Genomic DNA, 23,451 nt, shown 5'->3' with positions numbered 1-23,451 from the left:
CCCTTTAAGCAGCACAACTAATATCCAAAAGGCGGAAACGCATCATGTATCGTCTCACTTACTTGTCCGGCAGCTTCAAAGTAAAAGGTTATTTGGCTTATCCGGACGGCTTTCATTTTCATGCCGAAGACTTGAAGGATCGCCTTCGCAGCCATTTCGGCACGGGGGATCTGCCAGTTACGGAACTGGCTTGCTGCATCCGTCGGGAGACCCGGGACATCCGTTCACACAAATGGCCGGTCTTCATCTACTGTCGCGGCGGAATCGGCAAAGTGGGCAGCGTGAAGACGGATTGGCTGGAGCAAATCAGCACAATCGGACGGCATCTCGTGTTTGCTCCCTGCTATCGCGGAGCGGAAGGCGGAGAAGGGCGGGACGAATTCGGGGGAAACGATCGGGAGGATGTGCTCTCGGCCTATCGATTTCTCGAGAGCTTACCGTTCGTGGATGCGAACCGGATAACGGTGATGGGATTTTCGCGCGGCGCCGTGAATGCCGCCTTGACGGCCGTGCATATGGCGAACGTACGCAAATTGGTTTTGTGGGGCGGTGTGTCCGATTTGGCGCAAACCTACGAAGAGCGAATCGATTTGCGCAGAATGCTCAAACGCGTCGTGGGAGGCACGCCGGTCCGGAAACCGGAAGCGTTCCGGTCGCGCTCTCCCCTCTATGTGGCCGATCAATTCAAGTGCCCGGTATTGATTATGCATGGAACCGAAGACGTGCAAGTCGATTATCTTCACGGAATCAACATGTATCACAAATTGCTCGAAAATGGCGTCAATGCGGATCTGCACCGCTATGAAGGGTGTGGGCATCATCTCCCTCAGGCTGTGCATGTTCATGCGATCCAACGGATGTTCGATTGGATCAACAAGTGAATCAGCGCGCTGTTCCCATTTCGGCGTCGGGATCGGCGCCTTTCGTTTCTTTACCGGCCACAAGCACGGTAACGGCGCCGATCAGAATGGCGGCGAAAAACAACCAGAAAATCGAAGTCACATCCATGTTTGCGGCGATCAGCATACCGACCAGATACGGACCGATTACGCCTCCTATACGGCCGAAGGAAGCGGCAAGCCCCACTCCGGTCGATCGGATGGGCGTGGGGTACAGCTCAGGCGTGTAAGCATACATAGCCCCCCAGGCGCCCAGGTTAAAGAAAGACAGGCATACGCCAGCGGCGATCAGCATGCCTTGCGTGTCGGAGTTGCCGAACCAGACCGCGCTGATAGCAGTCAGTATCAGGTAAGTGACCAGCACAAATTTGCGGCCGAATTTCTCGATAAAATAAGCGGCCGTAAAATATCCCGGAAGCTGCGCCAGCGTCATGATCAGTACATACTGAAAACTTTTGATCATGTCGAAGCCTTTGCCCATAACGATACTCGGCAGCCACAAAAATATACCGTAATAGGAAAATACAACGGTAAACCACAATACCCATGCCACAATCGTCGATCGCCGGTGCGGCGAAGACCATACGGACGCAACGCGTTCGCCGAATGGCATGGCCGCGCTCCGCCGGCCCAAATACTTCGGAGATTCCGGGATCGCCCTTCTCAAATAAATGGCATATAAAGCCGGCACCGCACCGATCACGAAAGCCATTCGCCAACCGTAGTGCGGAATAACGAAGTACGCGATCAGCGCCGACACAATCCATCCGGCCGCCCAGAAGCTCTCCAGCCACACAACCGCCCGCCCCCGCTCCCTTGCCGGTACGGATTCCGACATCAGCGTGGAAGCGACGGGAAGCTCTCCTCCCAGCCCGAAGCCTGCGACGAACCGCAAAAGGCACATGACGAAAAATCCTGTGGCCAACGCGGACAAGCCGCTGGCTGCACAGAAGATCACGAGCGTCCACATGAGAATGTTACGTCTGCCGTAACGGTCGGCCAGAATGCCGGCAACCGCGGCTCCCGCCGCCATGCCGAGCGAATTGATCGCACTCAGAAGCCCCTTCTCGTCCGGGCTGAGATGCCATTCCACCGCCAGTGCGGTCAGGACGAAAGAAAGCATGCCGACTTCCATTGCATCGAACAGCCAACTGAGACCGGCGCTGAGAAGCAGTTTTCTTTGCTGCGGATGCCGCAAGAGCTCGGGTACTGTCATATGCAACGTTCCTTTGCGGGAGGTTTCATTTTAGCTTTTGCAAACAGACCTCCCCCATCTTACCACACTTACCCTATGTAATCACGGTTGATGATGGTCTTCACCAACGACGGCCATTTCGGATTGGCGGGACAATATTTTTTGGCGATTTTTTCAATCGTAGTATAGCCTTTGCCTATGTAATTCCCGGAGATGAGCTGCCCGAATTTCTCGACGCTGGCCACCTTCGTTTTGAAACGGAGATATCCGGTGCCGTTGCTGGAGTTAAGACCGAACAAGTTGTTCCGTGTTTTCGCGACCCGGCTTTTGCCGTTCCCGCTTTCGAGCCTCATCACGGCAATGGTGAAATACGCATTGATCCCATACTCGGCCTCCACATCGAGAATCGCTTTCTCCAGTCCGTGACCCGCGAGGCCGGTGCCTTTGAAAAGGGACCCAATCTCTTTCTCCGATAAGCCGGACGGGGAACGAACCTGGGAGACCGGCTTGCCCGGCTTCTTGTCAACAGAAACTGCGGGTTCCGGAGGCGCGGGAGGCGGAGCATGCTTTTCCTGTTTGCCGGCCGGTCTGGCGTAAGCTCCGTGTATAAATCCTCCTCCTTCGAGTCGTAACCATCCTTTTCCGGCTTTGCCGACGACCGATAATTGGGTTCCTCTCTTCACCACTTGCAGTATTTTCGATTTGCTCGACGAGTCTGCGCGCACATTCAAGAAATAAGCGGTCGTGACATAGGGGGCGGATACGGTTTCCTTCTGCCCGGATGCGGAGGTTGCTGCTGCTGCATGATCGGCGTGGACGGTGCCGAAGTATACCCAAACGGCGAAAAATACGGCAAAGTATACTCCGGTTAAAGGCATTTTCTGCGTTACATTTTTCAGCATGCGACCACTCCTCCTATTCGAATTTTGAGAAAGTTTACACTGATTGTACTGAGAAGCAACCAAAAAGCTTGTCAAAAGCTCGGAGCGTATTCCAAGTTTATTTGTCGCAATAGCAAATAAACCCCGCCGTTTCGGTCGAGGGATAGGAAATCCAAATTAATAAAATTCTCATTTTCGTGCGCCGGGAAACTCGATTCACGCAGGTTTAAGGGGTAATAACAGGTTGGGAATACTGTTACTGGTCGATCGCGTCTAACATCCTGCAAGTAACGGGGTACCTGAATGAAAAATTACCGGCAATGGCTGCAAAAACTGAAGCGAAACAAATGGGTGTCCGTGCTGAAGCGGTATAAGGTACTGCAAATTGTTGTGCCTGCGGCGGTCATTGCGTTCGTCTATTGGCAAGGACGCCATGAGATCCGGCGGATCGACTGGGCCTCCACGCTGCATTTCATACGGAGCATCACCCCCATCAATATGGCGTGGCTGATTCTGTTTTCGCTCGTTGCCGTCGCGGTGATCAGCGGCTACGATTTCATTATCCGGCGCCATTTCCGATTGCCGATCGGGCCGTGGGCGACATTCCGTTATTCCTGGATCGCAAACACCTCGAACAGCGTGATCGGATTTGCGGGTATCGCCGGCGCCAGCCTCCGAACGATCCTGTATCGCAAACGGGGAATCCCGATGCCGACGATCGCCGCATCGCTCGCGTATTTATCGACCATTACGATTACGGGTCTTTCGCTGTTGGCATGGGCTGGCATTCTCGGTATTTTGCCTATCCAAGGCGTGCTGAACGCCCATCCGTGGACGCGTTACATCGTTTGGGCGGACGCTTTGTTTCTGCCTGCTTTTATCATCGTGCAAAGAACCCGCTGGTTCGCCAAATGGTTTAATCGCGACAGAGGCTTGCTGGATTGGGGGACTATCGGGGTTTCGATCGGCGTATCTTTGCTGGAATGGCTGCTGGCCGGCATCACCTTCTGGCTGATTTCCACTTATTTTCTACCAGGAATTACAGTGAGGGAAGCGCTTGGCATCTACACGGTGGCCGTGGTTACCGGTCTGGTCAGCATGGCTCCAGGCGGCATCGGCGGATTCGACCTGACGGCGCTGCTCGGTCTCGGACTGCTCGGCTACGATCCGGTAAAAACAGCCGCCGTCCTGGTGCTGTTCAGGCTGTTCTACTACATCGTTCCGTGGGTCATCGGTCTTGTGATGGCGGCCTTCGAGTTTGCGAAGGACCGATTCGCGGGTTCGGCTCGAGTCGACGGCGTGGAACCCGTGCTGAACCGGTGGCAGAAAATATGGCAGCGGCCGGGTCAATGGGAGAACGCCGGAGAGATCGGGGCATGGGCGCTCGGCAAGCTGGTGTTTGCAGGCGGCTTCGTCTTGCTGCTGTCTGCCGCCACTCCGCGGCTGTTATACCGTTTGCGTATAGCCGATGCGTATTTGCCGCAGCCGTTTATGCAATGGTCCCATTTTTTGAGCGTGATCGTCGGATTTATGCTGATTATCTTGTCATGGGGAATCTCGCACCGGCTGGAAAGAGCGTACTGGTCGTCGGTGATCCTCCTTGTTTCCGGGGCCGTGTTCACGTTCGCCAAAGCGTTCGATTTCGAGGAAGCTCTCTTTTTGCTGATCGTCCTCGTCCTGCTGTGGATTTCAAGGGGGGAGTTCCATCGGTCCGCGGTTCGAATCACCCGCCGGGATGTTGCGGCATGGGGACTCAGCACATTGACTGTGCTTCTTGTCTACATCGGAATCGCGACGGGGACCGTTCCCCGCATTTTTCACCATTTGCCGCCGGAAATCCGCGCTTCATCGTGGATGAATCCGACGAGACATGCGATCACGGCAGTTGCGGCGCTGGCGGTATCCTGGTTTTTGGTCTCACTGCTGCTGATCTTAAGAAAAAGGTGAATGATACATGCCCGAAGTGAAAGTCATGCTTTATAACATGCACCATGGGGTTGGATCGGACGGGAAACCCAATCTGGAGAGAATCGTGGATCTGGTCCGCGAGACCGGTGCCGATCTGATCGGATTCAACGAAGTGGACCGTTTTTTCTCCCGCAGAAGCGGGTACGCCGATCAATTCGGCTGGTTTTGCGAACAATTGCAGCTTCAGTGCGCCTTCGGAGCGTCGATTACGAGAAAAAAAGGGGATGTCATTCGGGAATACGGCAATGCGCTGTTTTCACGATTTCCGATCTTGTCTCATCGCAATCACGGCCTTCGCTCGCGGAGACTGGCGGTCAGCGAACCGCGCGCCTTGCTGGAGGCGGAAATCGATTTGGGGAATACCGGAACCGCCAAAATATTTTTGACGCATTTAAGCGTCGTCCCGTTATTACGTAGAATCCAATCCTCTTTAATAGCGGAAAGGCTTAAACGTGAATCGGGGTCCGTCATTTTGATGGGCGACATGAACATGACGCCGGGATCCGGGACCTGGCGCGGGTTCAGTGAGATTCTCACCGACACCGTGCGAGCTGTTCGGGATACGCCTTTGTTTACATTTCCGTCCATCGTTCCGCTCACGCAGAAAGACTACATTTTTACCAGCAGCTCGATTCGAATCGAAAATGTGGCCGCCCTCTCGGATTACCGGTATACTTCGGATCATTTGCCTCTGCTGGCCACATTGCGCTTATAAAAACAAAAGAGTCTGTTGAATATGCTCAACAGACTCGATTCGAATATGCATCTTAAATTTTTAACATACGAAGTTTCGACCGGTTGATCCATCGGATCTTCTTCTCATGCTGAAGATGACGGTGGCTGTCTCTCCTCGGCGCAGCGGCCTCGGCTTGACAATACCCGACATTCATCCGTTTCGAATCGGCATGATAAAAGCCGGTCCGGAAAATCACTTGCTCATTGGACGAATCGTGCGTTTGTTTGCATCGAATGCAATAGTACATGGTGTCTAGTCCCCTCATGGTTCCTAATGACTATGTCCAAGCTTAAATAGCATAGCCGATCAGGAGGAATTTGTAAACGGTTTCAGCAAAAACAATTTTTGCGCTGAGCTGCCGAATTTCGACATTTTTGATTCCGTTAACGTTTATTTAACCCCAATTGCGTAATGATGAAACCCTCTTCCTGACTTTTTTCCTAAACGACCCGCCTTTACATATTTGCGCAGCAGTGGACACGGGCGATATTTAGGATCTTTGAACCCCTCGTATAAGATTTCCATGATGGACAAGCAAGTATCGAGTCCGATAAAGTCGGCGAGTTCGAGCGGGCCCATCGGATGATGCATGCCAAGCTTCATGACGCGGTCCACCGATTCCACGGATGCGACTCCTTCATAAACGGCATACACCGCTTCATTGATCATCGGCATCAAAATCCGGTTCGAGACGAAGCCCGGAAAGTCATTCACTTCCACGGGCGTTTTCCCCATCTTTCGTGTAAGCTCCTCAGCCGTATCATAGACCTGCTGAGAAGTTTCGAGCCCCCGAATAATCTCGACCAGAGGCATTACCGGTACGGGATTCATGAAATGCATGCCGATTACCTTGGAGGGACGACCTGTTGCCGCGGCAAGCTCGGTGATCGGCAGTGCAGAAGTGTTGGATGCAAAAATGACGTGCGCGGGACAAATGACGTCCAATTTGCGAAGCAGCGAGGCTTTGACCTCCATGTTCTCGGTAATGGCTTCGATCACCACATCTGCACCGGCCGCATGTTCCAACGAGGATACTGCGTGAATCCGGCTGATCGTTTCTGTTTTTTCTTGGGCGGCAAGCTTGCTTTTCTCCACTGAGCGCGACAAACGAGAGGATATGGCGTTCACTCCTTGCTCGATGAGCTCCGGTGATACATCGTGCAGGAGCACTTGGAACCCGGCTGCCGCGGCCACCTGCGCAATGCCGTTGCCCATCTGCCCTGCGCCGACGATCATGATAACCGGATCGGACACTGCTTCGCCCCCTTTCCTTCGAAATACTGCTGTGCGATCCTAGTTAAACGTCCACGCGCAGCAGCAAGGCATCCCCTTGTCCGCCTCCGCTGCAGATCGCGGCGATGCCGTACCCGCCTCCGATTCTCCTCAGCTCATGGACGAGCGTCAGCACGATTCTTGCGCCGCTGGCTCCGATCGGATGGCCCAGCGCAATCGCTCCTCCGTTCACGTTCACTTTCTCCTCGTCCCAACCCAGCATTTTGCCGGTTGTGAGCGGTACAGACGCGAACGCTTCGTTTACTTCGAATCGGTCGATTTGCGAGAGTGGTACCGATGTTCGCTGCAGCAGCTTTTGAATAGCCAATCCGGGCGCAGTTGCGATGTACGGCGCCTCTTCACTCACGGCGGCATGGCCGACGATCGTCGCCAGCGGCTTGAGTCCCCGGGACAATGCGTCTTCCCGGGACATCAAGACGAGCGCGGCCGCTCCGTCATTCACACCCGGCGCGTTGCCCGCGGTAATCGTTCCTTCCTTCTCCAAAGCCGGAGATAGACGCGTTAATTGATCCAAACTGGTATCCGCGCGCGGCGCTTCGTCATGCCGGATCAGGATGTCATCCGCTTTGCTTTTCACCAGCACCGGTACGATTTCATCATCAAAAAAGCCCTTTTTTATTGCATGTACGGACCGTTGATGGCTGCGAAGGGCCCATTCGTCTTGCTCTGTCCGTGTGATCCCGAACGCTGCCGCCGTGCGGTTGCCATGTGAAATCATATGAACGTTCGAGAACGCGCACTCCAGCCCGTCATGCAGCATCAAATCCAACGACTGTGCGTGTCCCATCCGCGATCCCCAGCGGGTGTCCGGTATAATATATGGTGCGTTGCTCATGCTTTCCATGCCGCCCGCGACGAGGATGTCGGCGTCTCCGGAACGAATGATTTGATCGGCCAGCGTGACGCTTCGGTGTCCGGACGCGCAGACTTTGTTGATCGTCTCGGCCGGCACGCTCCAGTCCAAACCCGCCAGCCTTGCTGCCTGACGCGATGGATTTTGGCCGGCGCCGCCCTGCAGCACCATGCCCATGAGCACTTCTTCAATGGAAGAAGGATCTGCTCCTGAACGCGCGATGGCTTCCCGAATTGCGATGCCGCCAAGCTCTGCGGTTTTCAGCGATTTCAGCCCCCCGCCGAATTTGCCGAATGGGGTACGAGCACCGCCAACAATGACGCATTCTCTCATCGCATCTCTCCTTCGGAAACGAAATTAATTAACGACATTAATAAATTGGAGTGTCCGGTTCATATTGCTCTAAGTAATGCTTCACCCGTTGTAGAAACCGGCCGCACACCATTCCGTCGAGAATGCGATGATCGAGCGAGAGGCACACATTGGCGATGGAGCGAATGGCCACCATGTCCTGCCCGACGACGACAGGCTTTCGCACAACCGACTCGAACGTCAGGATCGCAGCTTGCGGCGGATTGATGATCGGAAAAGACAGCACGGAGCCGAAAACGCCGGTGTTGTTGAACGTGAACGTGCCGTCCTGCAGATCGCTCAGCGTCAACCGACCGGCTTTGGTCCGTTGGACAAGGCCGTCCAGCTCCATCGCCAACCCGGCGATTGTTTTGCGGTCCGCGTGGCGGATAACCGGCGCAACCACAGATTCTTCCGTACCGACGGCCACTGAGAGGTGAATGTCTTTTTTCATCATAATCCCGCCCGAATCCCATGAGGAATTCAAGATCGGGTAATCTTTAATGGCATTAATAACCGCTTTGATCACGAACGGCGTGATCGTCAAGCGTACCCCTTCTTTAGAGGCAAAGCGTACTTTCCAACGCTCCCGGAGGTCGACGAGACGACTCACGTCCGCTTCGATCGTCATCCAAGCATGAGGAATGCTCGACGCGCTTTCGCTCATACGCCTGGCAATCGTTTGCCGAAGACTGCTGAGGGGAACCGTATGTGTTTGGCCATCCGCCTGAGCGTCCGCTGGCAGCTTCGAATGCCGCGAGACGGATGCATCGGCTGCGGCCGGCTTGGGATCGTCCCTGTTCCTCACATAGGCGAATACGTCCTTGCGACTAATTCTTCCGCCAAGCGCCGTCCCTTTGACCTGGGTCAGATCCACCCCGTGAAGTTTCGCCAAATGGAGTACTGCGGGAGAATATCGAGCCCGATGTGCGGCCTGTTCATTCGACTGGAGCTTTGCGGTTGCCTTTTGTGCCGGCTCAGACGACGCCTTCTCCTCCCGAATGAGACACATCGAGGAGCCGACCGGCGCTGTCTCCCCCTCCGGCACCAAGATGCGGACAAGCGTACCTTCGAGCGGCGACGGCATTTCGACATTGACCTTATCCGTTTCCATCTCGCATAAAACCTCGTATTCCTTCACTTCATCACCAGGCGACTTCAACCATTTGACGACCTTCACGGATACGAGGCTTTCTGCCAAATGCGGTACCACCACGGGTGTTCCGTCTTCCGGCTGCATCCCTTCCTCCCTCCCGATCCGTGCTAAAGTTCCGCCAATCGGCGCATCGCTTCCTTTACGCGATCGGCCGTAGGCAAGAAAAATTTCTCGAGCGTTGGAGACATGCCGACGGCGGGTATATCCGGCGGGCAAAAACGAATGACCGGCGCGTCCAATTCATAGAGCAGCTGCTCGGCGAGTATTGCGGCTGCTTCGGCACCCACGCCGCCGGTTTTGTTGTCCTCATGGAAAATCATGATTTTACCGGTTTTAGCCGCCGCCTCCAGAATCGCAGGCTGATCCAAAGGCTGAAGCGTCCGCAAATCCAGCACGTGTACGCTGATATCTTCCTTCTCCAGCTCATCCGCCGCCTTGAGCGCATGATGAACGGCCATTCCGTACGCGATGACTGTAATGTCGCCGCCTTCCCGTTTCACCGCCGCTTTGCCGATCGGCACGGTGTAATCCTCGTCCGGCACTTCGTCGGAGACATAGAGATAACATTTTTTATGTTCAAAATAGAGCACCGGATCGTTGTCCCTGATGGACGCTTTCAGCAGCCCTTTCGCATCGTAGGCGGATGACGGCGCCACAATTTTGAGCCCGGGCGTTCCGAAGAACACGGATTCGGGGCACTGCGAATGATATAGGCCGCCTCCTCCCGTGGCACCGTATGGCGCGCGAATTACGACGGGGCAATACCAATCATTGTTGGAGCGATAACGGATTTTGGCCGCTTCACTGATAATTTGATTCGTCGCCGGATAAATGAAATCTGCAAACTGAATCTCGGCAATCGGTCTCATGCCCCCCATGGCCGCCCCTATCGCCACACCGACAATGGCGGATTCCGTGAGCGGCGTGTCCAGCACCCGCCATTCGCCGAACCGGTCGCGCATCCCTTTGGTCGCGTTCATCACGCCGCCTTTGCCGATATCCTCACCCAGCACGAACACATTGTCATCCCGCTGCATTTCCTCGCTCATGGCCGTTCGGATCGCTTCCAAATACGTCATGACCGGCATCCGTCGTCACCCGCACTTTCCGCATAGACGTGGAGCAACGCTTGCTCGGGCGCCGGATATGGCGCCTGATCGGCATATTTTGCGGCTTCGTTCACTTCCCGGTTCACATGGTCGGTTACGTGACGATCCAGCTCCTCGTTCAAAATGCCGCAGTCGAACAAATAACGCCGGAAGCTCGCGATTCCATCCTGCTCCCGGTGATATTCCACTTCTTCCTTGGTCCGGTACAGCATGTCGTCATCTGAAGTAGAATGAGGCGCAATCCGGTACATCACCGCTTCGATGAGCGTCGGTCCCGCACCGCGGAGTGCGCGTTCCCTCGCTTCCTTCACCGCACGGTAAACCTCCAGCGCATCGTTGCCGTCCACTCGAACACCGGGAAAGCCGTAGCCTGCGGCCCGATCGACGACACGTCCGGCTACCTGGCGATGCTCCGGGACGGAGATTGCATACCGGTTGTTCTCGCACATGAAGATAACCGGCAATTTAAATACGCCGGCAAAATTAAAGCCCTCGTGCACATCGCCCTGGTTGCTGGCGCCTTCCCCGAACGTGACGAAAGCGACACAGTTCTGCTTTTTAATTAATGACATTAACGAAAAGCCCACAGCGTGCAGCACCTGCGTGCCGACGGGACTGGAAGCGGTCACGATATGATGCTTGCGGTATCCGAAATGCCCGGGCATTTGACGGCCGCCGTTCACATCCTCGGCTTTCAGGAACAGCGCCAGCATCAATTCCCGCACGGTCATGCCGACCGACAGCACTAAGGCGTAATCGCGGTAATACGGCAAAAAGTAATCATGCTGTTTTTCCAGCGCGAAAGCCGCTCCAACTTGGGCCGCCTCCTGCCCGATGCTGGAGATGTGAAAGGCGGTTTTGCCGGATCGTTGAATCAGCGTCGCGCGCTCGTCGAATTTTCTCGCCAGCAGCATGTTCGTGTACATCTGCAGCGTTTGCTCGTCCGTTAATCCGAGCTGCCGGTGTCTTCCGGCATGCGGGGAAGACATGTCGCCACCTCCACGCTACATATTCCTTCTGTACTGACCTCCCACCTCATAAAGCGCATGCGTAATTTGGCCCAGACTGGCCACTTTCACGGTTTCCATCAATTCGGCGAAAATATTGCCGCCGGATAGCGCCGTCTGTTGCAGCTTCACCAGCGCGGCAGGCGCTTCCGCGGTATGCCGGGCCTGAAATTGCCGCAAGTTCCGAAGCTGCTGCTGCTTCTCTTCGAGCGAGGCGCGGGCTAGGGGAATATTCAGATCGGCTCCCTGCGGCCGATTCGGATTCAAGAACGTGTTCACGCCGATAATCGGCAGCTCGCCGCTGTGCTTCAACGATTCGTAGAGCATTGATTCGTCCTGGATTTTCCCTCTTTGATACTGCGATTCCATCGCGCCGAGCACGCCGCCTCTGTCGCTTAAGCGATCCAGCTCCTGCAGCACGGCTTCCTCCACAAGATCCGTCAATTCCTCCACGAAGAACGAACCTTGCAGCGTGTTTTCATTTTTGAGCAGCCCGAACTCGTTCGTCAGAATAAGCTGAATGGCCACGGCTCGGCGAACCGATTCCTCCGTCGGCGTCGTGATCGCTTCGTCGTACGAATTCGTATGGAGCGAGTTGCAATTGTCGTGAAACGCCAATAACGCCTGCAGCGTCGTTCGGATATCGTTGAAATCGATCTCCTGCGCGTGGAGGGAACGACCGGACGTCTGGATGTGATATTTCAGCTTCTGGCTTCGCGCATTGGCCTGGTATTTGTTCTTCATGACCGCCGCCCATATTCGGCGCGCCACCCTGCCGATCACCGTATATTCCGGATCCAGGCCGTTGCTGAAAAAGAACGACAGGTTAGGGGCGAAATCGTCTATCTTCATGCCGCGGGACAAGTAATATTCCACGTACGTAAATCCGTTGGCCAGCGTGAAAGCGAGCTGGGATATCGGATTGGCGCCCGCCTCGGCGATGTGATAGCCCGAAATGGAGACCGAGTAATAATGGCGAATCTGATGATCGATAAAATATTGCTGGATATCGCCCATCATCCGGAGTGCGAACTCGGTCGAAAATATGCACGTGTTCTGCCCCTGATCTTCCTTCAAAATATCAGCCTGGACGGTTCCCCTCACCGATCGCAGCGTTTCTGCGCGCAGCAGCTCGGCTTCCTCGGCTGAAGGTGCCCTGCCGTTCACTTCATGGAACTTCTCCAGACGACCCTCTATCGCCGTGTTCATGTACATGGCGAGGAGAATCGGCGCAGGCCCGTTAATCGTCATGGAAACGGACGTCAGTGGATCACACAGGTTGAAGCCGGCGTACAGCTTTTGCATGTCGTTCAAAGTGCAGACGCTCACGCCGCTTTCCCCGATTTTGCCGAAAATGTCCGGCCGCTCATCCGGATCTTCTCCATAAAGCGTAACGGAATCGAAAGCGGTGCTCAGCCGCTTCGCCTTGTCGTTCTGCGACAAATAGTGAAAGCGCTGGTTCGTGCGTTCCGGCGTCCCTTCTCCGGCGAATTGCCGCTTCGGATCTTCCTCTCTGCGTTTAAAGGGGAAGACGCCTGCTGTATAGGGAAATTCTCCCGGCACATTTTCGAGATAGAGCCAGCGAACCGAATCGCCCCGATCCCGGAATTTCGGCAAGCTGATCTTCGGAATCGCGAGCCCGGACAGACTGGTCATATACGTCTCCTCATATCGCTGCCGAACTTCCGGCCAACGGGCCAGCAGCTCCCGCGTCTGGGGGTGCATACGCTTTTCGTTAGCAGCCAGGCAGTTCTCCAGTTCCTTCAGTATCTCCTCAGAGGCGTTCGCCTCCCGAAGCGCTGCGAGAGCCCCTTCAAACTGATGACTTGCGGCTGCACACGCGGCTTCTCGTTCCACAAAAGCGCGATAGGATCGAACGGTCTGCGCGATTTCACCCAGGTAACGGACGCGCTCGTTCGGAATGATCCTATGATTTTCTCCGTCAGGATCCGAAGAGAAATCGGGCGGCAGCCACTGTGACCCGCATTTTCGATTGAGCGTATCGATAAGCGCGGAGAACAAAGCGTTCACGCCGGGATCGTGAAACCGGCTGGCCATCGTGCCGTAGACCGGCATGGCGTCTACCGGCCGATCAAATAACGCATGATTCCGTTGGTATTGCTTCTTTACATCTCGCAGCGCGTCCGCCGAGCCTTTCCGGTCGAATTTGTTGATTGCGATCAAGTCGGCGTAATCGAGCATATCGATTTTTTCCAATTGAGAAGGGGCGCCGTATTCACTGGTCATGACGTAAACGGACACATCCGCGATTTCCGCGATCCGGTTGTCTCCTTGCCCGATCCCGCTCGTCTCTACCAGAATCAGGTCAAAGCCGGCCGCTTTCACGATCGGAATCACTGGACGGAGAGCATCGGACAGCTCATGACCCGAAGCCCGCGTGGCTAAACTTCTCATATACACCCGGTCCGAATGGACGGTGTTCATGCGGATCCGGTCTCCGAGCAAGGCGCCGCCCGTACGCTGCTTGGTCGGATCCACGGAGAGGACCGCGATCGTCCGGTCCGGATATTGCCGCAGAAACCGCCGGATCAACTCGTCGGCCAAGCTGCTTTTCCCGGCTCCTCCTGTACCGGTCAAGCCGACAACTGGGCAGCCGCGGCCGGCGCCGGTGGCGGTATCCGCTCTCAACATTCCGCTCTCTACGGCCGTAATCCACTGCGCCAGATGCCGTTGATCCGTCTGTACTGCGGCATCCCCTTGCGGCACAAACCCTTCAACGGTCGAAAAATCGCACTCTTTCATCATGACATCGATCATGCCCTGCAAACCCAGCTCTCTGCCGTCGTCGGGCGAGAAAAGCCTCGCGGCTCCATACTTGTGCAGCATGGCGATCTCCGAAGGAAGAATGACGCCTCCTCCGCCGCCGTAAACCCGGATACTGCTCGCCCCTTTTTCCCGCAGCAAGTCGATCATATAAGTAAAATATTCGACATGTCCGCCCTGATAAGAGGAAACCGCGATCCCCTGCACATCTTCTTGGACGGCGGCCCGCACGACTTCGTCGACCGACCGGTTGTGGCCGAGATGGATCACCTCCGCTCCGCTTGCCTGAAGGAGCCGCCGCATGATGTTGATCGAAACGTCATGGCCGTCGAACAACGCCGATGCGGTAACAAATCTCACTTTGTGACGTGAAGGTTCGTTCATGCGCGAGGCCACCGCAGCTCCTCCTTTCTTCAATCCGCCAGCAGCATGCGGGAGAGGATCAGCCGCTGAATCTCGTTCGTGCCCTCGTAAATTTGCGTAATCTTCGCATCCCGCATATACCGCTCCACCGGAAAATCTTTCGTATACCCATAACCTCCGAATATTTGCACCGCTTCCACCGTCACCGCCATCGCGGTATCCGAGGCAAACAGCTTGGCGATCGCCGACTCCTTGCCGTAGCTCAACCCTTCGCTCTCCCTCCACGCCGCTTGATACGTCAGCAGTCTCGCCGCTTCAATTCGAGCCGCCATGTCGGCCAGCTTGAACGCCACCGCCTGCTGCTGCCCGATCGGCTTGCCGAACTGCACGCGATGCTTCGCGTAGGCGACGGAAGCGTCCATGGCGGCTTGCGCGATCCCGACTGCCTGCGCGGCGATGCCGTTGCGTCCGCCATCCAAAGTGCGCATGGCGATCGTAAAACCTTCTCCCTCCAGCCCCAGCAAATTTTGATACGGTATCCGGCATTCATCGAAAATAATCTCCATCGTGGGAGAAGAGCGGATCCCGAGCTTTTTCTCTTTTTTCCCGAAAGTGAACCCGGGCGTTCCTTTCTCCACGATAAACGCGCTGCAGCCCTTATGCTTAAGCCCGGGTTCCGTCATCGCGAACACGACGTAAATTTCGGCTTCCCCGGCATTCGTAATGAACATTTTCGATCCGTTCAGCACATAAAACTCGCCGTCCCGGGTGGCCGTCGTTCGCATCGCACCGGCATCGGAGCCCGACCCGCTCTCGGTCAGCGCATAGGCGCCGAGCTTTCGGCCCTCCGCCATCGGACGCAAAAAACGCTGCTTCTGCTCCTCCGTGCCGTACGTAAAAATCGGCCAACCCGCAAGCGATATATGAGCGGACAGCGTAACGCCCATTGAGGCGCATGCCCGCGACAGTTCCTCAACAACCAGCACATACGTGACGTAGTCGGCGCCCAGTCCTCCGCAGGCTTCCGACCAGGGAATGCCCGCCAAGCCCAGCCCGCCCATTTTTTCGAACAGTGTCCGGTCGAATCGTTCTTCCTCGTCGCGAATGGCGGCGCTGGGGGCGATTTCGTTTTCGGCGAAGTCCCGGACCATGGAACGGATCATTTCCTGCTCCGTCGTTAAAGCAAAATCCATGGACTTTCCTCCCTTCCGGCACGACAGGTGCATACATACGCAAAGGCTCCACCGACATCCATCAGCGAAGCCTTTGACGTCCTTTACGGTTTAATCGGGAGGAGATTCATCTGGCAGTAAAGCATGGAAAATCTTCGATTCCATCGCTTCATAATCTCGGTAACGAATCGTGTCATACAGCTCTTCACGCGTTTGCATGTTGGCCAGCGCGGCCTTCTGCGTTCCGGTTTGCGCAATTTCCGCCAATACCCGTTCAATGGCTTTGGCCGCCGCCCGCATCGAACTGACCGGATAGATCACCATCCGGTAGCCCCAGCTTTCGAACTGATCCGCGCGAAAATATGGGGTTTTCCCGAATTCGGTCATGTTCGCGAGCAGCGGAGCTTTCACGTATTCCGCAAAGCTTCGAAACTCTTCTTCGCTTTCCAGAGCCTCCGGGAATATCGCATCCGCCCCGGCGGCGAGATACAGGTCAGCCCGCTTGATCGCGGCTTCCAAGCCTTCCACGCTTCTGGCATCTGTACGGGCGACGACGAATAAATTCGGGGCCGCCGTCTTGATCGTTCCGATTTTTTGCGCCATTTCGGCTGCGGGAATCAATCGCTTGCCGTCCAAATGTCCGCATTTTTTCGGCATTTCCTGATCTTCGATCTGCACCGCCGCCGCTTTGGCCTCCACCATCTCCTTCGCCGTTCTGGCCACATTCAGGATCCCGCCGAATCCGGTGTCGATATCGACCAGCAGAGGCAGTCCGGAGGCGCGCACCAGCTCCCGCGCCCGCTCTGCAACCTCTGTCGAATAAATCAGGCCCAGATCCGGGAGTCCTCTGCTAGCAGTATACGCGGCCCCGGATAGATAAATGGCTTTAAAATCGTGCCGCTTGGCCAATTGTGCCGTCAGTCCGTCGTGCGCTCCGGGAAGACGCAAGATCGGCCCTGATTCGACCAGCTTTCGAAAATCCTCGGCCAACCTCCATTGATTCGGTCCATCTTCCACCAACCAAGACATACATACCTCCGGTCAAATGACGAAATACGCCATAAATTCCGTTACCGGCGTTCGAATCAAACGCTCCTCGTCCAGCATGAGGTTCAATATATCCTCCGCTTTCTTACGCGGGAAACGGGTCAGCAAGTTAGTCGTAAATTTATCCACAACTTTCGGCAGCCCTTCTTCCCGTCTTTTCCTGTGGCCGATCGGATACTCGCATACGACCTTTTTCGTCATGGTCCCATCGTGAAAATGGATCCGAACCGCGTTAGCGATCGAACGTTTGTCGGGGTCGAGGTAATCTCGGCTATATTGTTCATTTTCCGTGACGACCATTTTCTCTCGCAGGCTGTCGATTCTCGTATCGGCCGCGGCTTCTTCTTCGTAGTGCTCCGCGGTTAACGCGCCGTGCAGCAGCCCGACGGCGACCATATATTGCAGACAGTGGTCACGGTCCGCCGGATTGTGCAGCGGCCCTGTCTTGTCGATGATGCGGATGGCGGATTCCTGTGTCGTGATTTCAATTCGGCTGATCTCATCGAGACGCCCGCGCACCAAGGGATGCAGCCGGAACGCGCATTCTACCGCAGTCTGTCCGTGAAACTCTGCAGGGAACGATATTTTAAACAGTATATTTTCCATCACATACGTGCCGAGAGGGCGGCCCAGCTTCAGTTCCCGGCCTCCCAGCAGCACATCTTGGAATCCCCACGTCTTCGCCGTAAGCGCCGTGGCATAACCCATTTCCCCTGCCTTCGACAGGAAGGCCAGCCTCACCGCGCGGCTCGCCGCATCGCCGGCAGCCCACGATTTGCGTGAACCGGTATTCGGCGCGTGGCGATATGTCCGTAAACTCGCTCCGTCGATCCAAGCCTGGGATAGCGCACTCAGCAGCTGCTCCTTGCTGAAGCCAAGCAGCACGACGGCAACCGCTGTGGAAGCCACCTTCACAAAATGCACATGGTCCAATCCGACACGGTTCAAGCTGTTCTCCAGCGCCAACACGCCTTGGATCTCATGCGCTTTGACGGCCATCGTCAACACGTCCTTCATACTAAGCGGCTGTTGGCCTTCGGCCAACCGGCAGCGGCTGACATAATCGGCGACAGCCAAAATACTCCCAAGATTGTCGGATGGATGCCCCCACTCGGCGGCAAGCCATGTATCGTTGTAATCCAGCCATCGGATCATGCAGCCGATATTAAACGCCGCCTGTACCGGATCCAGCTCGAACTGGGTACCCGGCACCCGCGCGCCGCCGGGCAGCCAGGCGCCCGGAACAACCGGCCCGAGCAGCTTGGCGCATTCAGGGAAACGCAAAGCCAGCAAAGCCGTGCCCAGTGAATCCATGAGCACATACCGGGCAATACGGTAGGCCTCTCCGCTTTCTACGACGTAATCCAACGTGTAATCGGCGATTTGCTCCAGCAAAGGGTCGAACTTCATACGATTTGAGGCGGGCGCAAATTTCTGGGACCTTTATAGAGCACCCGCGGCCTGAAAAGCCGGTTGTTTTCGTGCTGCTCCAACACATGCGCACTGATGCCGACGGTTCGTGCGGCAAGAAAGACGGGCGTAAACAGCTCGGTCGGAATGCCCAGCAAATGAAAGACAGGCGCCGCGTAATAATCGAGATTCGGGTACAAATTTTTTTCACGTTTCAGGACGAACTCGCCTACCACGCATTTGTCGTACAGCTGGAGCTCGTTTTTTTGTTTGGCCAAGTGTGCCAATGCTTCTTTCATGAGCATCGCCCGCGGATCCGGCTTGTTCATGTACACCCGGTGGCCAAAGCCCATGATACGTTCTTTGCGCGACAGTTTCTCCAGAATTAACGCTTCCAGCTCCGCCTCCGAGCCGGCTAGCTGCAGCATGTTCATCACCGCTTCGTTCGCGCCTCCGTGCAAATTGCCTTTGAGCGACGCGGCGGCGCCGGTGAGCGCGCCGTACATATCCGATTGTGTGGACGCGATCACCCGCGCCGCGAAGGTCGAATTCGGCATCTCGTGTTCGCTGTACACCATGAGGCATTGGTCGAAAACGTCTGCTTCTATCGGTAAAGGGATTTGACCGGTTATCATATATAAGAAATTCGCCGTATACGTCAGGTCCCCGCGCGGTTGGATGAGCGGCTCATTGCGGACGGCGTGATAGCCGTTCGCCACGATTTGCGGCACCTTGGCGAGCAAACGGATCGCCCTCTGGTAATTCGCATTCACAGAACGGTCGTCCAGATTGGTTTCAAAACAGGCCAAAGCGGAAATGCCGGTTCGCAGCACATCCATCATATGGGCGTTAAGGGGAAGAAGCTGTAACACGGAAAACAACTGCACCGGCAACTCGTACTCCGATTTGATTTTTTGTTCCAGTTCATTGCGCCTTTCCGAGGTCGGGAACCCGCCGTCCAGCAATAGAGCCACGAGATCCAAGTACTTGGCGTTTCGGGCGAGATCCATCAGATCGTAGCCGCGAATCACGATCTCTTCGTTCTCGACATCCAAATAGGAAATCTGTGTCTCACTGGCGATGACATTTTCAAGTCCGGGATAAAACGTGTCGTCCATCTGTGTTTCTCCCTTCTTTCGCAAACCTCGCTTTCGAAACGTTCAGTCGGCCAAAAGCATCCGGGAAATGACCAGGCGCTGAATCTCGTTGGTCCCTTCGTAAATTTGCGTGACCTTGGCATCGCGGAAATAACGTTCCACCGCTGAAGTATTCGTGACGGGATCCTGAGCAAGCAGCTGCACGGCATCTGAAGTCACGCGCATGGCGGTATCGCTCGCAAACAGCTTCGCGATCGACGAAAATGTGCGGTAGGGCAGTCCGGCGCTTTTCCTCCACGCCGCTTGATAGGCCAGCAGTCTTGCCGCCTCAATATGAGCGGCCATTTCGGCCAAAATCGACTCCATCGCGATTTCAGGCGCCGCCTGTTTACGGCTTTTCGTCCATGTAATCGCTGCGTCAAACGCCGCCTGAGCGATACCCAAGGCTTGTGCGGCAATCCCGATCCGTCCCCCGTCCAATGCCGCCAGCGCGATTTTGAACCCTTCTCCTTCCTGTCCCAATAAATGGAATGCCGGCACGCGGCAGTCTTCGAAAATCAGTTCGCGTGTCGACGAGGAGCGGATTCCCAGCTTTTTTTCTTTTTTGCCGACATGAAAACCCGGCGTGCCCTTCTCGATGATAAACGCGCTGCATCCTCTCGTACGCTGCTGAAAATCGGTCACCGCGAACACGATGTAAAGGTCTGCTTCCCCCGCATTGGTTACAAATATTTTGGTGCCGTTCAAAATATAACTGCTGCCTTGCTTCACCGCGCTCGTTCTCATCGCCCCGGCATCCGAGCCGGAGCCGCTCTCGGTCAGACTGTAAGCGCCGAGCATCGAACCTTCCGCAACAGGCAGCAAAAACTTTCTTTTCTGCTCTTCCGTGCCATACTGGAACAAAGTCCAGCCGACTAGCGAAGTATGTACCGACAGCATAACACCCGTAGACGCGCATACTTTCGACAGTTCTTCGATCACGCCTGCATAAGCGACGAAATCCAAGCCGCGTCCTCCGTGCGAACGAGGCAATGGAACACCGGTCAACCCGAGTTCTCCCAGTCTCGCAAACAATCCGCGGTCAAAGCGTTCATGTTCATCACGCTGCGCTGCTCCGGGTGCCAGTTCATGCTCTGCAAACTCTCGTGCCAGGTGGATCACGGAACGCTGCTGTTCGGTAAAATGAAAATTCATGCGACTGCCTCCTCCTACACTGCCGTCACTTCCATCTTATGCGGAGGTTATTCTTGTTCCGGAACAAAAAAAAGAGCCCGCGAATCAGGCTCTTCTTGTAAAGGTTCGATTTTTTTAAAACCTAGGGAGACGGGAAAGGTTGTTGCTGGGTTCGCCATCCGGGTAAGAACGGAGCGTTTTTTGTCCTTCTCGGTTGCGTCCCGTGTTCACGTCTTCGATTAATCCGGCCTCCGCCATGCCGATCGCGGTGGCGACGTCGACAACCGAGCCGTCTTGAAACATGACGGCGGCAATGTTTCCGTCCTGATACCGAACCGCTTGAATGAACGCCTTGTTCGGATCGATTGTGTGCGGACCTGCCCCGTATTGCGTGCCGTCGCGCATGAAAGTTCCGAACTGAACCGGCTGCCCGTTCGGGCCATAGCCGGTGAATCCGCCTTGATATCCCACGTTTCGGGCGTCCGCATTGTTGATCCCTGTATTCCGCTGACCGAATGGGGCATTCGGATTGCCAGTGGAACCAGGTGCCGGCATGCCGCCTTCGAACGTTTGGCCGCCGCCGTTATTGCGGGCTTGCGTCATGAACGCCTGCTGGCCGGCAGAACCGAACTGCGGTACCGGCTGTCCGTTAAAAGCAAAGTTCCCGTTGTGCGTCGGTTCGACCGCGTTTTGGTATCTGGTGTCAGGCCCCCAATGCTGCCCGTAAGCTTGACCTTGCCCAGACCCTTGTCCCTGCCCGAAGCCTTGCACCTGTTGACCGTAACCTTGCCCAAACCCTTGAACCTGTTGACCGTATGCCGAGCTCTGCCAATTTCCCTTGCCTTGCTGTCCGTATCCTTGACTTTGCCAAAAACCTTGGCCTTGTCCGAATCCCTGAAAACCGGTTTGTTGCTGCTGCACGCAGAATGCACCTCCTGCGTATAGGTTCCTCCCAGAAGTTGGCGGTTATGCAGTTTTTCTTTATTTCACATCACATACTTTTGATAGTCGCTTTTCATAATATTTTTCACGAGAGACGCCCATTTCGGATTCGCGGGGCAATATTTTTTTGCGACCTTCTCGACAGTCGTGTAGCCCTTTTTCAAATAGACGCGGTTGATAATATCACCGAACTCCCTTACAGAGTCCCCCTTGGTCCGGAAACGGAACGCCAGCTCGTTTTGCCGCCCGTCGATCGCGTTCAGACCGAACAAATTGTTTTTTTCTTTTGCCAACCGGCTTGTCCCGTTCCCGCTTTCCAGTTTCATCACGGCGATCGTGAAGTAAGCGTTAATTCCGTACTTTTCCTCGATTTCGAGAATCGGATCCTCCAGCGCTTGTCCGGACAGCGCGGTATCTTCGAACATGCCGGCAATGTGTTCTTTCGTAAGGCCTGAATCGGACAATACGGCGGAAGTCGGTTTGGCAGGGTCCGCTTCCGTTGCCGGAACCGCCGGTTCCAACGTGTCCGCGGACGGAACGGTGTCCTGACTTGACGCAAATACTTCCGTTGGCGCATTCTCCTTCAAGTTCACTTCTTTCTCGTATTTATGAATCGTTTCGTCGGTCTCCGCATTCTCGTTCCACGAAATGTACACCGGCTGTTTGACGAGAAAGCTTTGGTGCTTTTGGAAAGCGCTTTCCGATATGGAAATGACGCGTTCCTCCGACCGGTCGTACAGGAAGATCGCATAGTACAGAACCATGCACAGAACTAAACCTATGGATACTACATAAAAAGAAGATTTCCGGCTGAGATAAGTACTGATTTCGATCACTCCTTATAACGTTACATTTTGTATACTAGGATTGTACAGATAGTTCGCCGAAAAGCTTGTCAAACTATCTGTAACTTTTAAACAAGTTTTTGTCGTTTAAAAACAAAAACACCCGAAACGCCTCGCGCATCGGGTGCAAGATATGCTGTTATGTGCCTGTATGATCAACCATTCAACCAATTTAGCAAGTGAGGAAACATTTTTTTCGCTTCCTCGTAACCTTGCTGATAGAGCTGCTCCAATTTTGTTTTATTTTGCTCCACCCTGCCGACCCTCAAAGGCAAATCGGGGCGAATAATGAAGGCTGAGCCGTCTTTGGCCTGTTGTTCGACATAAGCGACCGTTTCATTATAAACCTCGTGCCTTCTCAGCATGACCTCGATGAAGTTGGGATATTGGCCGTATCCTTTGCGCAGCAGCCATCTCATGCGATTCGCGCTTTTCACATACCCTTCATTCCGCGTCAGGATGAGGACGTTACGGCGGTAACCGTCCTTCTCCGCTTGCCGGATCGGGATCGGATCCGAAATCCCTCCATCCATCAGCTTTTTCCCTTCGTATTCGACGATCGGCGCAAAAAACGGCAACGAACTGGAGGCCCGAAGCACCGTCAGCATGTCCGGATCCTGTTTGTTTTTAGAGAAATACAAAGGCTCTCCGGTCTCGATGTCGGTCGTGCCGACGACCATTTCCTCTTCGGCTTCCCGGAATGCCTTGAAATCGAACGGAACGAGCTTGTTCGGTATTTCTCCGAAAATGAAATCCATGCCGAACAGCTCTCTTCGAATTAGGAGCTTGCGCCAAGACAAATAACGCGAATCTCCGGCGAAGTCGATGTTCACCTTTTTGTTGCGGCCTCTCTGTCTGGATAAATAACTGACCGCCATGCATGCACCGGCGGACACTCCGATTTGATAAGGAAAATACAAATCCCGTTCCGCAAAATATTCCAATACGCCCGCGGTATAAAGCCCCCGCATGCCTCCGCCTTCCAATATCAAGCCCGTCGGTTCCATTGCCTTCTCTCCTCGCCCTTGCACACTTCTTCAATTATAGAACGGTTCGATCAGAATCGACAACAAGTGTACTTTCCTTTTCCAGTTTTGGCATTGGATGCATAATCGAACCTGTGGCAGGTGAAGATAAGCGGGATAACAGCACTCGATCGTCAAGGCAGGT

20 protein-coding genes are annotated in these 23,451 nt (G+C 55.0%); 3 read left to right on the top strand and 17 right to left on the bottom strand.

Annotation, left to right across the window (positions count from 1 at the left end):
• Nucleotides 1–44: 44 nt before the first annotated feature.
• Nucleotides 45–881, top strand: a complete 837-nt coding sequence (locus E5161_RS01105) for an alpha/beta hydrolase family protein (protein WP_246042053.1) — start codon at nt 45–47, stop codon at nt 879–881.
• A 1-nt stretch (nt 882) separates the two neighbouring features.
• Here the strand turns inward: E5161_RS01105 and E5161_RS01100 are convergent, their stop codons facing one another.
• Nucleotides 883–2,115, bottom strand: a complete 1,233-nt coding sequence (locus E5161_RS01100) for an MFS transporter (protein WP_136775745.1) — start codon at nt 2,113–2,115, stop codon at nt 883–885.
• Between the two features lie 68 nt (nt 2,116–2,183).
• Entirely contained in the window at nt 2,184–2,996 is an 813-nt protein-coding gene (locus E5161_RS01095) for a glucosaminidase domain-containing protein (RefSeq protein ID WP_136775744.1), read from the bottom strand.
• 282 nt (nt 2,997–3,278) lie between these two features.
• On the opposite strand from E5161_RS01095, the gene E5161_RS01090 reads away from it, so the two are divergent.
• Both E5161_RS01090 and E5161_RS01085 read left to right on the top strand, forming a co-directional pair.
• Nucleotides 3,279–4,922: a lysylphosphatidylglycerol synthase domain-containing protein gene (locus E5161_RS01090; RefSeq protein ID WP_136775743.1), complete on the top strand. Its 1,644-nt coding sequence runs from the start codon at nt 3,279–3,281 to the stop codon at nt 4,920–4,922.
• 7 nt (nt 4,923–4,929) lie between these two features.
• Nucleotides 4,930–5,658: an endonuclease/exonuclease/phosphatase family protein gene (locus tag E5161_RS01085; RefSeq protein WP_136775742.1), complete on the top strand. Its 729-nt coding sequence runs from the start codon at nt 4,930–4,932 to the stop codon at nt 5,656–5,658.
• Nucleotides 5,659–5,710: 52 nt separating this feature from the next.
• On the opposite strand, the gene E5161_RS21370 is transcribed toward E5161_RS01085, so the two are convergent.
• The 15 genes from E5161_RS21370 to E5161_RS01010 all read right to left on the bottom strand — a co-directional run bounded on the left by E5161_RS21370 (nt 5,711) and on the right by E5161_RS01010 (nt 23,288).
• Entirely contained in the window at nt 5,711–5,926 is a 216-nt protein-coding gene (locus E5161_RS21370; RefSeq protein WP_169306539.1) for a DUF3973 domain-containing protein, read from the bottom strand.
• A gap of 143 nt (nt 5,927–6,069) precedes the next feature.
• Nucleotides 6,070–6,915 carry a 3-hydroxybutyryl-CoA dehydrogenase gene (locus E5161_RS01075; RefSeq protein WP_425456441.1) on the bottom strand — a complete coding sequence of 282 codons (846 nt, stop codon included), beginning with the start codon at nt 6,913–6,915 and terminating at the stop codon, nt 6,070–6,072.
• Nucleotides 6,916–6,976: 61 nt separating this feature from the next.
• Nucleotides 6,977–8,158, bottom strand: a complete 1,182-nt coding sequence (locus E5161_RS01070) for an acetyl-CoA C-acetyltransferase (RefSeq protein ID WP_136775739.1) — start codon at nt 8,156–8,158, stop codon at nt 6,977–6,979.
• A gap of 37 nt (nt 8,159–8,195) precedes the next feature.
• The gene (locus E5161_RS01065) at nt 8,196–9,416 is read right to left on the bottom strand and encodes a dihydrolipoamide acetyltransferase family protein (protein ID WP_136775738.1); all 1,221 of its coding nucleotides are present in this window, start codon (nt 9,414–9,416) and stop codon (nt 8,196–8,198) included.
• A 23-nt stretch (nt 9,417–9,439) separates the two neighbouring features.
• Nucleotides 9,440–10,420 carry an alpha-ketoacid dehydrogenase subunit beta gene (locus E5161_RS01060; protein ID WP_136775737.1) on the bottom strand — a complete coding sequence of 327 codons (981 nt, stop codon included), beginning with the start codon at nt 10,418–10,420 and terminating at the stop codon, nt 9,440–9,442.
• A complete protein-coding gene (locus tag E5161_RS01055) occupies nt 10,408–11,430 on the bottom strand; it encodes a thiamine pyrophosphate-dependent dehydrogenase E1 component subunit alpha (protein ID WP_136775736.1) in 1,023 nt (340 codons plus the stop codon). The genes E5161_RS01060 and E5161_RS01055 overlap by 13 nt, the downstream gene beginning before the upstream one ends.
• 15 nt (nt 11,431–11,445) lie before the next feature.
• On the bottom strand, nt 11,446–14,616 hold the full coding sequence (gene icmF / locus E5161_RS01050; protein ID WP_136775735.1) for a fused isobutyryl-CoA mutase/GTPase IcmF: 3,171 nt from the start codon (nt 14,614–14,616) through the stop codon (nt 11,446–11,448).
• 29 nt (nt 14,617–14,645) lie between these two features.
• Complete coding sequence (locus tag E5161_RS01045) at nt 14,646–15,788, bottom strand: acyl-CoA dehydrogenase (RefSeq protein ID WP_136775734.1); 1,143 nt, start codon at nt 15,786–15,788, stop codon at nt 14,646–14,648.
• Nucleotides 15,789–15,878: 90 nt separating this feature from the next.
• A complete protein-coding gene (prpB, locus tag E5161_RS01040) occupies nt 15,879–16,796 on the bottom strand; it encodes a methylisocitrate lyase (protein ID WP_136775733.1) in 918 nt (305 codons plus the stop codon).
• A gap of 12 nt (nt 16,797–16,808) precedes the next feature.
• On the bottom strand, nt 16,809–18,224 hold the full coding sequence (locus tag E5161_RS01035; protein ID WP_136775732.1) for a bifunctional 2-methylcitrate dehydratase/aconitate hydratase: 1,416 nt from the start codon (nt 18,222–18,224) through the stop codon (nt 16,809–16,811).
• Complete coding sequence (gene mmgD, locus E5161_RS01030) at nt 18,221–19,342, bottom strand: citrate synthase (protein ID WP_136775731.1); 1,122 nt, start codon at nt 19,340–19,342, stop codon at nt 18,221–18,223. Before mmgD ends, E5161_RS01035 begins: the two co-directional genes overlap by 4 nt.
• 42 nt (nt 19,343–19,384) lie before the next feature.
• Nucleotides 19,385–20,515 carry an acyl-CoA dehydrogenase family protein gene (locus tag E5161_RS01025; protein WP_136775730.1) on the bottom strand — a complete coding sequence of 377 codons (1,131 nt, stop codon included), beginning with the start codon at nt 20,513–20,515 and terminating at the stop codon, nt 19,385–19,387.
• A gap of 114 nt (nt 20,516–20,629) precedes the next feature.
• Nucleotides 20,630–21,415, bottom strand: a complete 786-nt coding sequence (locus E5161_RS21015; protein WP_246042052.1) for a DUF3892 domain-containing protein — start codon at nt 21,413–21,415, stop codon at nt 20,630–20,632.
• Nucleotides 21,416–21,480: 65 nt separating this feature from the next.
• Nucleotides 21,481–22,200 carry a glucosaminidase domain-containing protein gene (locus E5161_RS01015; RefSeq protein ID WP_136775729.1) on the bottom strand — a complete coding sequence of 240 codons (720 nt, stop codon included), beginning with the start codon at nt 22,198–22,200 and terminating at the stop codon, nt 21,481–21,483.
• Between the two features lie 236 nt (nt 22,201–22,436).
• Nucleotides 22,437–23,288 carry a patatin-like phospholipase family protein gene (locus E5161_RS01010; RefSeq protein WP_136775728.1) on the bottom strand — a complete coding sequence of 284 codons (852 nt, stop codon included), beginning with the start codon at nt 23,286–23,288 and terminating at the stop codon, nt 22,437–22,439.
• Between the last annotated feature and the right edge of the window lie 163 nt (nt 23,289–23,451).

It is taken from the genome of Cohnella pontilimi, assembly GCF_005049045.1.
Lineage (GTDB): Bacteria > Bacillota > Bacilli > Paenibacillales > Paenibacillaceae > Cohnella > Cohnella pontilimi.
This window is presented reverse-complemented; position numbering and strand designations above follow the sequence as displayed.